The organism is Flavobacterium nitrogenifigens, assembly GCF_003254565.1.
Lineage (GTDB): Bacteria > Bacteroidota > Bacteroidia > Flavobacteriales > Flavobacteriaceae > Flavobacterium > Flavobacterium nitrogenifigens.
The window spans coordinates 106,486-120,217 of the sequence record NZ_QJRI01000174.1 but is presented as its reverse complement, the minus strand read 5'-3'; the positions used below and the strand labels follow the sequence as shown (position 1 = coordinate 120,217).

At 36.2% G+C, this 13,732-nt stretch carries 10 protein-coding genes and 1 pseudogene; 7 read left to right on the top strand and 4 right to left on the bottom strand.

The features are described from left to right. The first annotated feature begins 102 nt into the window (after window positions 1-102). Complete coding sequence (locus DM397_RS11585; RefSeq protein WP_111368202.1) at window positions 103-513, top strand: BrxA/BrxB family bacilliredoxin; 411 nt, start codon at window positions 103-105, stop codon at window positions 511-513. 169 nt (window positions 514-682) lie between these two features. Here DM397_RS11585 and DM397_RS11580 read toward each other — a convergent pair whose 3' ends face one another. Genes DM397_RS11580 through DM397_RS11570 form a run of 3 tightly spaced genes read right to left on the bottom strand, consistent with a single transcriptional unit; the run spans window position 683 to window position 6,380 of the window. Then, window positions 683-2,050, bottom strand: coding sequence for an efflux transporter outer membrane subunit (locus DM397_RS11580; protein WP_111377690.1), 1,368 nt, complete (start codon window positions 2,048-2,050; stop codon window positions 683-685). Beyond that, a complete protein-coding gene (locus DM397_RS11575) occupies window positions 2,043-5,216 on the bottom strand; it encodes an efflux RND transporter permease subunit (protein WP_111377689.1) in 3,174 nt (1,057 codons plus the stop codon). The genes DM397_RS11580 and DM397_RS11575 overlap by 8 nt, the downstream gene beginning before the upstream one ends. Before the next feature lie 18 nt (window positions 5,217-5,234). Then, window positions 5,235-6,380, bottom strand: a complete 1,146-nt coding sequence (locus DM397_RS11570; protein WP_111377688.1) for an efflux RND transporter periplasmic adaptor subunit — start codon at window positions 6,378-6,380, stop codon at window positions 5,235-5,237. 258 nt (window positions 6,381-6,638) lie between these two features. Here DM397_RS11570 and DM397_RS11565 point away from each other — a divergent pair, with 258 nt between their 5' ends. The 6 genes and pseudogenes from DM397_RS11565 (at window position 6,639) to DM397_RS11540 (ending at window position 13,097) form a co-directional block, all read left to right on the top strand. Next, window positions 6,639-7,601, top strand: coding sequence for a polyphosphate kinase 2 family protein (locus DM397_RS11565; RefSeq protein ID WP_111377687.1), 963 nt, complete (start codon window positions 6,639-6,641; stop codon window positions 7,599-7,601). 62 nt (window positions 7,602-7,663) lie between these two features. Further along, complete coding sequence (locus DM397_RS11560) at window positions 7,664-9,343, top strand: SulP family inorganic anion transporter (RefSeq protein ID WP_111377686.1); 1,680 nt, start codon at window positions 7,664-7,666, stop codon at window positions 9,341-9,343. A gap of 158 nt (window positions 9,344-9,501) precedes the next feature. After that, window positions 9,502-10,860, top strand: coding sequence for an oxygen-dependent tRNA uridine(34) hydroxylase TrhO (gene trhO, locus DM397_RS11555; RefSeq protein ID WP_111377685.1), 1,359 nt, complete (start codon window positions 9,502-9,504; stop codon window positions 10,858-10,860). Between the two features lie 28 nt (window positions 10,861-10,888). Further along, window positions 10,889-11,314: pseudogene (gene tnpA / locus DM397_RS11550) on the top strand (IS200/IS605 family transposase); the annotation flags it as partial. Between the two features lie 311 nt (window positions 11,315-11,625). After that, window positions 11,626-12,867, top strand: a complete 1,242-nt coding sequence (locus DM397_RS11545) for a peptidase U32 family protein (protein WP_111377684.1) — start codon at window positions 11,626-11,628, stop codon at window positions 12,865-12,867. Further along, window positions 12,867-13,097: a ferredoxin gene (locus tag DM397_RS11540; protein ID WP_111377683.1), complete on the top strand. Its 231-nt coding sequence runs from the start codon at window positions 12,867-12,869 to the stop codon at window positions 13,095-13,097. Before DM397_RS11545 ends, DM397_RS11540 begins: the two co-directional genes overlap by 1 nt. A 75-nt stretch (window positions 13,098-13,172) precedes the next feature. Here DM397_RS11540 and DM397_RS11535 read toward each other — a convergent pair whose 3' ends face one another. Beyond that, window positions 13,173-13,715, bottom strand: a complete 543-nt coding sequence (locus DM397_RS11535) for a hypothetical protein (protein ID WP_111377682.1) — start codon at window positions 13,713-13,715, stop codon at window positions 13,173-13,175. Window positions 13,716-13,732 lie beyond the last annotated feature (17 nt).

Sequence of the window (13,732 nt, the reverse complement as noted above, 5' to 3'; positions counted from 1 at the left end):
TTTGATATCAAACTATAACAAAACTTTATACTTGATAGCAACTAGTTGTGAGTAAACTTTGTAACTTTGCAGTTCAAAAAGTACAATTTAAAAAACAAGAATATGTATCCACTAGAAATGGTAAAACCAATGGAGGCTGAATTAACAGCTGCTGGTTTTCAAGACTTACATAGTGCTGAAGCTGTTGAGAATGCGATCAAAGCTGAAGGTACCACTTTAGTTGTTGTAAACTCTGTTTGCGGATGCGCTGCAAGAAATGCACGTCCAGGAGCAAAAATGAGTTTAGATAATGCTAAAAAACCAGATCATTTAATTACTGTTTTTGCAGGTGTTGACAAAGAAGCTGTTGATGCTGCAAGACAACATATGTTCCCATTTCCTCCATCTTCGCCATCTATGGCTTTGTTTAAAAACGGAGAATTGGTTCATATGTTAGAGCGTCACCACATTGAAGGACGCCCAGCTGAATTAATTGCTGAGAATTTACAGGATGCGTTTAACGAGTTCTGTTAATTTTTAAGTTACTAAGGTTCTGAGTTGCTGAGGTTCTAAGGTTTTTTAGGACGAAGCGGTAAAATGACATAAAAAACAAAAAGCACTATGTAAATAGTGCTTTTTGTTTTTTTAAACAGTTTTTAAAACCTCAGTACCTTAGAATCTTAGTACCTTAGAACCTCAAAAATTAAAGATTCCATCCCCCGCCAAGTGCTTTGTACAATTCAACCATGGAACTTAATTGTCTTTCTGATAATTGAGCTAGACTTAACTGTGCATTAAAAAGGTTGGTTTCTACATCTAAAACCTCTAAGTAAGAAACGTAACCGCTGTCATATCTTTCGTGAGATAATTTGTAGTTTATTAAAGCCGCTTGCACTTGTCTGTTGCGGGCTTTCCATTCTTCTTGATAAGTTCTGACGTTTTGTATCGATTGTTCTACTTCAGAGACAGCGTCAATGTATTTTTGTTGATAAAGAAATTTGAACTGTTCTGCTTGTTGTCTGTTTATTTCAACTCTTCTTTTGTTTTTTCCGAATGCGAATATTGGTCCTGCAATCCCGCCAGAAGCATTTTGCATGTAAGAACTTCCTAAAAATAGATTACTCAAATCGGCACTGGCAAATCCGGCAATGGCAGCTAGATTGATAGAAGGAAAACGCATTGCTTGAGCTACACCAATTCTTTCGTTTGCTGCTGCATATCTTAATTCAGCCGCTTTTACATCTGGTCTGTTTTCTAATAAGGCAGACGGAATTGACAACGGAATTTTACTGACTATCTGCAGTTCAGTATTGCTTTTTCCTCTCGGAATTTCAGTAGGAAGCTGACCCGTTAGTAACGCAATTGCATTTTCTTGAAATGTTATTTGTCTTTCAATGTTAGGAATCGCTGCTTCGGCAATGGCAACCTGCTGTTCAATCTGTACTTTATCAACTTCAGAGATATACCCTTTCTCAAATCTTTCGCTTATGATTTGATAGTACTTCTCTCTGGTTTCAAGAGTATGTTTGGTTATTTCTAGCTGATCATCAAAATTTCGCATCTGAAAATACGCTATTGCAATATTGGCCACAATATCGGACAATATTACTTTACGAGCTTCTTCTGTAGCAAGAAGTTCATTTTTAACAGCATTATTTTCATGGCGAAATTTTCCCCAGAAATCAAGTTCCCAAGACATACTTGCGCCAGCGGTCGATGGTGTAATGTATTTCTTGTTACTGTTTATAGTAGCTCCATACTGAAAAGACGGAAATAAATCGGCTTTGGAATAACCTAATTCAGCACGAAACTGCTCAATTCTTGAAACTGCAATTTTTAAATCGTAATTATTCTCAAGACCTTTTTGAATAAGTCCTTTTAAAACATCATCATTAAACAGATCAAACCATTTTAAATTGGTTACCGAAGCGAGACTGTCTAAATTTCTTTCGTTTTTATAAGAATCTGATTTTAACTGCTCAGGTTTTTTATATTTTGGTCCAACCATACATCCTGCAGGAAATAAGGAAAGAACCAATACAATAACGATTATTTTATATTTCTTACTCATGGTCTGTAGTATTTGATTCTACATTGTTTTCTCCTGTTACGATTGCTTCTTCTTTCTTGTGCCCAATTTTTTCAATCATAACAAATAGACCTGGTACAATTAATACCCCTAAAACGGTGGCGATCAACATACCGCTAAATACAGCCATTCCCATTACAATACGGGCTTGAGAACCTGCGCCTGTAGCGGTCAGTAACGGAACAACCCCAAGAATAAAAGCAAAAGCAGTCATCAAGATCGGTCGAAAACGAAGTCTTGCTGCGTACATTGCCGATTCGTAAAGAGGTTTTCCTTTTTCATATTCTTCTTTGGCAAACTCAACGATCAGAATGGCATTTTTCGCTACTAGTCCGATAAGTAAAACGAGTCCGATTTGCGCAAAAACGTTGTTGACATAAGCATCACTTCCAAATCTTGCCAAAAGAAGTCCTAAAAAGGCTCCAAACACTGCAAAAGGAGCTCCAAGAAGTACACTAAATGGCAGTTTCCAGCTTTCGTATTGTGCGGCTAGGATTAAGAATACAAAGACTAATGCCATAATGAATACCGAAGATCCTCCAGGCGAATGTTTTTCCTGATACGATAAGTTGATGTAATCGTAACTCATATCTGCAGGTAAAGTCTCCTTGGCGACTTCCTCCAATGCAGTTAAAGCCTGCGCACTACTATAACCATCGTTTGGACTTCCTCCAATTTCAGCTGATCGGAATAAATTTAAACGATTCGTAAAATCGGGACCTGAAACTTTAGTTGCTGTAACTAATGTCGAAACTGGGAGCATATCGCCTTTATTGTTTTTGACATAAATCATATTCAGGTCTTCGGGTTTTACACGATTGACAGCTTCTCCTTGGACATAAACTTTATATTGACGTCCGAAACGGTTAAAGTCATTTACATAACTACCTCCTAAAAATGCTCCAAGCGCTTCGGTTACTTTAGAAACTGGTATTCCTAATTTCATTGCCTTGTCGTTGTCGATATCCAGTTTAATTTGTGGAGTACCAGCATTAAAAGTGGTGTAAATTCGTTTTATTTCAGGACGCTGTTGTGCTGCAGCAATAAATTTTTGTGTCTGTTCTGCTAAATATTGAGGTGTATTTCCTCCACGGTCTTGCAGCATTAAACTAAATCCAGCAGAAGCACCCAAACCTTGAATGGCGGGCGGACCAAATGAAAAACAGGTTGCGGTCGTAATTTGAGTGGCCAGTTTTTTATTGAATCGGTCTACAAACTGTTTCGCTGTTTCGGCTCTTTCTTCCCAAGGTTTTAGAGAAATAAAGATGAAAGCGTTATTTGGCTGATAAGAGTTTGTAAGCATACTAAATCCGTTTATCGTGGTATAAGACAAAATAGATTTTTCTTCTTTAAGGAAACTATCTACTTTTTTAGATATTTCATCGGTACGCTGCAATGATGAAGCAGGAGGCAAGGCAATATTTACTAAAACATAACCTTGATCTTCTTCAGGAATAAATCCTAACGGAATCTTTTTACCTAAAAGCACAATTGAAACTAGTATCACAGCTAATAAAACTACAATACGCATTGCTTTTTTGGCAAAGAATGTTGCTCCACCAATATATTTTCCTGTCACATTTTCGAAAACTCTATTGAACCAAGAAAAGAATTTGGCAAGCCATCCTTTTTGCTGATCGAGAGGTTTTGTTGGTTTTAACAACATAGCACAAAGTGCGGGACTTAAAGATAAAGCACTAAATGCCGAAAAGGCGACCGAGACGGCAATGGTTATGGCAAATTGCTGATAAAAACGTCCCGTAATTCCAGGCGTCATAGCTACTGGTATGAAAACGGCACAGAGAATTAATGCAATGGCAATTACAGGTCCTGAAACCTCTTTCATTGCTTGAACGGTAGCTTCTTTAGGAGTTTTTCCATGTTCGATATGGTGTATTACGGCTTCTACAACCACAATCGCATCATCGACCACAATACCAATTGCCAATACTAATCCTAAAAGAGAAAGTGTATTGATCGAAAATCCCAACATTGGGAAAACCGCAATAGTACCTATCAGCGAAACCGGAACCGTAATTAACGGAATTAAAGTCGCACGCCAGTTTTGCAGGAATATAAATACCACCAGAATAACCAATATAATAGCCTCAAAAAGAGTGTGAACAATATCATCAACCCCTGCAGTAATAGCAAGTGTGGTGTCTAAAGATTCTTGGTATACAATGTCCTGCGGAAATCTCTCAGACAATTGTTTCATTGTTGCTTTTGCAGTTTCTGCCACATCAAGAGCATTACTTCCTGGCATTTGGTATAAAGCAACAACAGCACTTGGTGAACTATTTCTTCTAGCCGTTGAACTGTAATTTTCAGTTCCTAATTCGATTCGGGCAATATCAGCAAGTAAAACCTGTGCTCCATCTTCTTTGCTTCGAACTACGATATTTCCAAATTCTTTTTCGGTTACCAATCGGTCTTGGAGCGTTACACCGTAGGTGAATTCAGTATTAGGAGGTGCTGGTTCAGCTCCAAATTTTCCTCCAGGACTGATCATATTTTGCGCATTCAGTGCGTTTTTGACATCTTCAACGGTTACACCGAGTTTACTCATCACATCGGCTTTTAGCCAAATACGCATCGAGTAATCACTACCTCCAAAAAGTGCTACCTCTCCAACTCCTTTGATACGGGCCAGCTGATCCACAACATTTATACTTGCGTAGTTATTTAAAAATTTAGCATCATATTTCGGATTGGTAGATGTGATCGTAAAAAGCATCATCGGGAACGAAAGGGACTTTTTTACCACAACACCCTGTTGTTTTACGCTCGAAGGCATAAAGGGAGCAGACTGGTTTTGTCTGTTTTGCGTAAGCATATTGGCGTTGTCCAGATTGGTTCCTACGTCGAAAGTTACCTCAATGGTACAAGCCCCATCAGAAGTATTGATCGATTTCATGTACAACATATTTTCGACACCATTCACTTTTTGCTCGATCGGAGTAGCTACTGCTTGCTCCACATTCAGCGCATTTGCTCCTGTAAAAGAAGTAGTGATTTTTACAACAGGCGGATTAATATCCGGATATTGCGAAATAGGTGTTTTTTGTAATGCCAGTAATCCAAGTATCACAATGATAATACTAATTACAATGGCAACAATCGGTCTTCGGACGAAAAATTCTCCCATAATAGTATGTGATTTAGATTACTTTGCAGCTACAGTTTCTGGATCGCCCAATTGCCATTGAACGATTTTAGGAGTAATGACACTTCCGTTTTTCAATAACGAAGTACCTCCCATGGCTATCTTGTCGCCAGGTTTCAATCCTTCTTCAATTATGTAACCGTTTTTAACAGAAGGGCCTGGTTTTACAATTTGCATTTGCACTTTGTTATCATTGCCTACTACATATACTTGATAGATTCCTTGAACTTCAATGACTGCGCGTTGCGGAATCACAATGGCGTCTTTGCGAATATCTGTAAGCAATGCCACTTTTACATATTGTCCCGGACGGAGTAATTTGTCAGGATTAGGAAATGTAGCTTCAAATGTGATTGCTCCTGTAGAAGGATCAATCTGTCTGTCGGCAAAACTTACTTTTCCTTTCTCAGGATAGATAGAACCGTCAGATAGTTTTATAGTTACAGTAGCGCCAGAGCCTTTTAAAGCAGAATTTGGTTTGCTAAACTCTCTAAAAAGACGCAGAAATTCCTGTTCGCTAATTGTAAATCGTACTCTTACATCACCAAGATCAGAAATAGTGTTTAAAATAGACATGGCGCCAGGTCTTACATAATCACCAACGCGGACTTTAGAAATACCTATTAATCCTGAAATTGGTGCTAAAATTTGACAATAGCCCAATTCTATCTGAGCATTTTGAACCGAAGCGTCTGAAGCTTTTATTTGGGCTAAAGAAGCGTTATATGCAGCTTTTGCTGAAACCAATTCTCGTTGGCTGACCGCATTCATTTTGGCTAAAGGAGTTATCATGTCCAAATCTGATTTGGTTTTAGATAATCTCGCCTGCGATTCTGCGGCAACACCCTGAGCTTCGTTAAGTTTGGCTCTGTATGGTAAAGGATCAATTGTATAAAGAACCTGTCCTTTCTTGACAAAACTTCCTTCTTTAAAATTCATACTTTCGATAATACCATCAACTCGGGGGTTAATTTGTATATCAGATTGACCAAAAGTCTGCCCCGTATATTCAGATTCTAAATCTACATCTTGCTGTAAAACTGAAGTAACTGAAATTTCTAAAGGTTTGGGCGCTGGCGGGGTTTCTTTTTTGCAAGAAAAAAATAAGAAACTTAATAAAATTGCTGAAGAATAGATTTTGTTCATTGTTAAATTCTTTATATAAAATTCATTAAATACAACTGACTAAAAACCAATAATGTGCAATAGCTAAGTTAGCATTTTTTTGGTTAGATGATTAAATATTGTACGAATTTTGTTAATTTTAGTTAAAATTTTATCTGTTTGTATATCAATTGATAGTGAAAAACAGGATGAAATGTCATTTAATGCCGATAAACTGCAATTTTGTAAGAATAAATTATGTAATGAACTAGTACTAATAATTCAAAAACTTTTGCAATCATGTCAAAAAATAACAAGAAAAAACACAAAAAAAATGAAGATGATGATAACGATTTAAAAAAATTAAATAAAAAGGAATTATTACATCGGGCAAAAAAATTTTCTGAGCAATATTGTGTTGGAGACGATAAGAACTTCACATTAAAAGATAAACCAACATCTTATTCTGGTGAAGCGGAAAAAGTCTCGGTTCAAAAAACATTAAAAATGGGAGTCAAAGCTCTCGCCGCCATGCAGGATATTTTGTACGCACAAGATAAATGGTCGGTTCTTATTATTTTTCAAGCCATGGACGCAGCTGGCAAAGATGGTGCGATCAAACATGTCATGTCTGGGATAAATCCGCAAGGCTGTCAAGTCTCTTCTTTTAAAGGACCAAGTTCAGAAGAGTTAGATCATGATTATTTATGGCGTTGTCAAAAACATCTTCCTGAAAGAGGAAGAATCGGAATTTTCAATCGTTCTTACTATGAAGAAGTATTAGTGGTTCGTGTTCACGAACAGATATTGAGAGGGCAAAAACTTCCTGAGAAGCTGATTACCAAAGATATTTGGGATAATCGTTTTGAAGACATTCGCAACTTTGAAAAATATCTGAACAGAAACGGAACAGTTGTCATTAAGTTTTTTTTAAATGTTTCTAAAGACGAACAAAAGAGAAGATTTATTGAAAGGGTGGACAATCCTGATAAAAATTGGAAATTTAGCGCTGCCGATGCCAAAGAACGAGGTTATTGGGACGATTATATGCATGCGTATGAAGAATTAATTAAAAACACCTCTACCAAAAAATCACCTTGGTATGTCATTCCTGCCGATGATAAATCTTATGCTCGAATTGCGATTGCTTCTGCAATCATTCACGCTTTAGACGAAATGGATTTGGAATATCCTAAAGTAAGTCCAGAAAAAATAGCAGAACTCAATGAGGTTAAAAAAGCATTGTTGGAAGAGAAAGAGTAACCTTTCGCAGCTATAAACATTCATTTATAATTGTGAATTACTACTATCTTAATCTTTTTAATATGATTTCTAAGCTTTTACCCTCACTAGATTGGATTAAAAATTATGAAAAAAAGAATCTCAAAAGAGATTTTATTGCAGGCGTAACTCTTGCAGCTTACGGAATTCCTGTTTCTCTCGCCTATGCAACGCTTGCAGGTTTACCTCCTCAATACGGAATTTACGGATACCTCATTGGCGGAATATTTTATGCTTTGTTGGGTTCTAGCAAGCAACTTGCAATTGGGCCGACCTCCGCCATTTCTTTATTAGTAGGCACAACTATAGCTGGTATGGCAAATGGCGATGTACAGCGCTGGTCAGAAATTGCGTCGCTTACAGCATTAGTATTTGCAGGAATGGCAATTGTAGCTTATCTGCTAAGATTAAGTGGAATTATCAATTTTATTAGTGAAACTGTTCTGGTGGGGTTCAAAGCGGGAGCTGCGATTACTATTGGTTTAACTCAATTGCCAAAATTATTTGGAGTTAAAGGAGGAGGTGATAATTTTCTTGAACGGATTGTTATTCTTTTTCATCAAATACCAGAAATGAATACGGCTATTTTTATTTTCGGAATAATTGCAATTCTAGTATTAATAATAGGAGAAAAAGTGGCTCCGCAGTTTCCTGTAGCAATATTGATTGTCATTTTATCTATTATCCTTATTTCGACTACATCTTTAAAATATGCAGAATTTAATACAGTTGGAATTATTCCGACAGGACTCCCTGAATTTCATGTGCCTTCTCTGCGAATTCGAGATGTCGAGGGAGTTTTGCCACTCGCAATGGCTTGTTTTTTATTATCTTATATAGAAAGCGTTTCTGCTGGACGAACCTTAGCACAAAAAAACGGTTATGTTATTGACCCACGCCAAGAACTTCTGGCACTTGGAGTTGCTAATGCTGCCGTTTCACTCGGACACGGCTATCCTGTTGCGGGTGGTTTGTCTCAATCAGCGGTAAATGATGCCGCAGGGGCTAAAACACCTTTGTCACTTTTATTTGCTTCGGGTGCTATTGCCTGTTGTCTTTTGTTTTTGACAGGATATCTTCAAAATCTGCCAACCGTAATTTTAGCCGCCATTGTTCTAGTAGCTATAAGAGGGCTTTTTGATTGGAAAGAAATGAGACATCTTTATAAAATAAACAAACAAGAATTTGCTGTTGTGATGATTGCGTTTGCAGGAGTATTGATCTGGGGAATTCTCGCTGGAGTTTTGCTTGCAACTCTTGTAACTTTATTGCTATTATTAAAAGCTGCGTCAAAACCGCATGTAGCTTTTTTAGGAAGGGTTCCAGGAACGAGAATTTATACAGATCTGAAAAGACATCCCGATAATGAGGAGATAGAACATATATTGATTGTTAGAGTAGAATCTTCCATATTTTATTTTAATGCAGAATATATTAAAGAGCGAATCTTAGAAAAAATCTACAGCGAGCAAGGTTCTTTAAAAACAGTAATATTAGACCTCAATTCGTCACCGCGAGTCGATATTGCAGGCGCACGTTTCTTAAAGAATTTGTTTATTGATTTGCAGGCAAAAAATATTACCCTAAAAATTGCAGAAGCCCGTTCTGATGTTAGAGATAGCCTTCGTGCAGAAAATCTTGAAATTCTTTTTGGGCATATTAGCCGTTCTGTTTCTGTGGATGATCTGGTACAGCTTTCTGCAAAAGAACATCAAAAGCATTGAAATATACTGTAAATCAATTTATAAAGAGCTGAAAGATGTTAAAAAAATCAGATAATTAGGGAAAGATCATTTTTAATCTCAAAATAAACTCTAAATTTGCCGCAGATTTTAAAGAAAATCTAGAAAACATACATTCTTAACTTAAAACTGTTTATAGCATGCAACTGTATAACACTTTGAGCGCAGAAGAAAGAGCCATCATGATCGATGATGCAGGACAACAACGACTTACGTTGTCTTTCTATGCGTATGCCAAAATTCAAGATCCACAAAAATTTCGTAATGATTTATTCGTAGCCTGGAATGCCCTTGATGCATTAGGTAGAATTTATGTTGCCAGTGAGGGAATAAATGCTCAAATGAGTGTTCCTGCCGAAAATTTTGAAGCTTTTAGAGAAACGCTTGAAGCATACGATTTCATGAAAGGCATCCGATTGAATGTTGCTGTTGAACATGATGACCATTCATTTTTGAAATTGACGATCAAAGTACGCCACAAAATTGTTGCCGACGGTTTAAACGATGATACTTTTGATGTTACTAATATTGGCGTTCACTTGAAAGCCAAAGAATTCAACGAAATCCTCGATGATCCAAACACAATTGTGGTTGATTTTAGAAATCATTACGAAAGTGAAGTTGGGCATTTTAAAAATGCTATTACTCCAGATGTTGAAACTTTCAGAGAGAGTTTGCCAATTATCAACGAACAGCTTAAAGATCACAAAGACGATAAAAATCTGGTAATGTATTGTACTGGAGGTATTCGTTGCGAAAAAGCGAGTGCTTACTTTAAACACCAAGGTTTCAAAAACGTTTATCAGTTAGAAGGCGGAATTATCAATTACGCTAAACAATTGAAAGAAGAAGGTTTAGAAAGTAAATTCATTGGTAAAAACTTCGTATTTGATAATCGTCTAGGCGAAAGAATTACGGATGATATTATTTCGCAATGCCACCAATGCGGAAAACCTTGCGATAATCACACCAATTGTGAAAACGATGGCTGTCATTTATTGTTCATTCAATGTGATGATTGTAAAGCGGCAATGGAAAACTGTTGTTCTACAGAATGTTTAGAGATTATCCATATGCCATTAGTTGACCAAGTTCGTTTAAGAACTGGAAAACAAGTTGGAAACAAAGTGTTCAGAAAAGGAAAATCTGAAAATTTGAAATTTAAACATTCAGGTGAATTGCCAGAAACTGCTTTGGCTACAGCTCAAAAGCCGGCCGATATCCGTCAGAAAATAAAAGTAAAGAAAGTACTTCTTGGAAAAGCCGAACATTATTATGTAAAAGCTCAAGTTGGACAATTTACAGTAGAAAATCACGAATTAAACAGCGGTGATAAAATCTTAATTTCTGGTCCAACTACTGGAGATCAGGAATTGGTTTTAGAAAAAATTATTGTTAACGGTGCAGAAACTCAAACTGCTAAGATTGGTGATAAAGTTACTTTTGAGGTTCCATTTCGTATTCGTTTGTCAGATAAATTGTATAAAATTGTAAATTAGCGGTTTTTAACGCTACTTTACAATGTAACATTCTTTTGCCAAATTATGGATTCACGCCATTTGGTCAACCAAAAACCGTAAGGAATTAATTGACTTTTCAATTGAAAAAAAGGTACACGATTATATTCACAATGAGTTAATTGAATTGGGTTGTCCTGTTAGAATCATAAACGGAATGCCTGATCATGTACATGTTTTATTTTTATTGAATCCCCAAAAATCTATTTCGGATGTAATTCGTCAAGCGAAAGGAGTTTCATCTCATTGTATAAATGGAGAAAATCTAATTCTTGAAAAATTCGCATGGCAAAAGGGCTATGCGGCTTTTGCTGTAAGCGAGTCTCAGCTTGATCTTGTTTTTAATTACATTAAAAAACAAAAGCAGCATCATCTCAAAAAGGATGGACAGCAGGAATTTGATGAATTTGTAAAACTGCATGGGTTTGAAAATTAAATCGATCTCAAAACATAAAAAATATCACAATATAGAGAACATAGCCCACGGTTTCAACCGTGGGAAACGTATTGTTGCGTAACGTTAAGGATGCCCATTGTGTTCCCAAGGTTGAAACCGTGGGCTATATTTGATAAAGATTGCGTTACAATTATGGACATAGCAAATGATTTATCATTGGGCTACTGCGAATAATTTTTAAAACATAAACTATGATATAAATCATAGAAATCTAATCTACACCCACAGTATTTTTGCCAATTGTTAGATGACTGATTAAAAATCATTTCATTGAAATAATAAAATCAAAAATGACAATTAACAATACAATTGAACTCATGGCTCCTGCGGGAGATTTTGAGTCACTTCAGGCTGCCTTAGACAATGGCTGTGATTCTGTATATTTTGGAGTTGAACAGCTTAATATGCGTGCACGTTCAACGGTGAACTTTACGATTGACGATTTAAAAGAAATTGCCAATCGATGCGAAGCCAAAAACGTTCGAAGCTATCTTACATTAAACACAATTATTTACGATCACGATTTATCGGTAGTAAAAACATTATTGACAAAAGCTAAAGAAGCTAATATTACAGCTGTAATTGCTTCTGATCAAGCTGTAATTGCGATGGCAAGGTCAATAGGAATGGAAGTTCATATTTCGACTCAGTTGAATGTCACGAATATTGAAACCATTAAATTCTACAGTTTATTTGCAGATACAATGGTTTTAAGTCGTGAATTGAGTTTGCGTCAAGTAAAAAATATCACAGACCAAATTGAGAAAGAACAGATTAAAGGGCCAAATGGAAATTTAGTTGAAATCGAAATTTTCGGACATGGGGCTTTGTGTATGGCAGTTTCGGGAAAATGTTATTTGAGTCTGCATTCGCATAATTCATCTGCCAATCGTGGTGCTTGCAAACAAAACTGCAGAAAAAAATATACGGTTATCGATCAGGAAACTGGTTTTGAAATCGAATTGGATAACGAATACATGATGTCGCCTAAAGATTTATGTACACTGGATTTCTTAGATCAGGTTATCGATTCCGGAATAAAGGTTTTAAAAATCGAAGGACGCGGCCGTGCACCAGAATATGTGGCAACGGTAACCAAAACCTATCGTGAAGCAATTGATTCTTACTATGAAGGTACTTTTTCAAAAGAAAAAACTGCAGAATGGATGAAAGCTTTGGAAACAGTTTATAATCGCGGTTTCTGGTCTGGGTATTATTTAGGACAAGAATTAGGAGAATGGAGCGATATTCCTGGATCTGCAGCGACTCAGAAAAAGGTTTATGTTGGAAAAGGGACACATTATTTCCCAAAAGCAGAAGTTGGGCAGTTCACAATAGAAGCTTACGATATTAAAGTCGGAGATAAAATATTGATAACAGGACCAAGTACTGGAGCTCAAGAGATGATTATCGACGAAATGTTTGTGAATGACCTTACAGTAGAAAAAGCCACAAAAGGAGATGATTGTACTTTCAAGTTGCCATTCAGAATTAGGATGTCTGACAAATTATATAAAATTGTTGAGGCGTAATGGTTATCATAACTTTACAAAGAGATAAGTGCATTGGCTGTAATTATTGCGTTGAAATGGATCCAGTTCATTTTCAAATGTCTAAAAAAGATGGGAAATCGGTTCTCATTCATTCGCAGAATGCAAAAGGTTTTTTTACATTGAAATCTCCGAATCATGCCATTGTTGAAAGCTGTGAATTGGCTGCAAAAGCTTGTCCAGTGAAAATTATTACGGTTAAGGAGACTTAAAATCTATAAATTAAAACAACAAACCCCATTTTGTAACATTACAAAATGGGGTTTGTTGTTTATGATAAGAGAAATTTACATTCCAATTTTAGCATTAATATTATGTTTATCAACATAAGTTTGTGCCACATTCATCAATTTGGTAAACTTCGCATCAATATCCTTTTGAGTTGAAGCGTCAAAATCAGCAATTGCTTTTTCAATTTGTTCTGGCGAAGCTTTTTCATCTTTCAGCTTTGCAATTGGCAAATAGCCTTCTTTTTGTTTTGTAATTGCATAAGTAAATAAGTCTTTAGATGCTTGAAGAAGTTCTTTGTTGTCTTCATCTTCCGGTATGTCCTGAATTGTTTTTAATCGGGTTTCTAAATTCGTTATATCATATTTAAAAGAGTCTTGATAAGTAGACGGAATCATCTTTTTTTGAGTTTCATCATAAACTTGTGCTTCAGATTGAAGCTTTTCGTTGATTTCTTTACTTCCAAAACGAGATAATAAATTCGAATTTAAAGCAGCAATTTCAAAGGTTTTTTCTGGTGAAAGATTGGTGCAAGATGTAGAAACTAAGCTTCCGGCAATTAATACTAAAAATAGAGTTGTGGCATTTAAGATTTTTTTCATTTTGTGTTTATTTATAT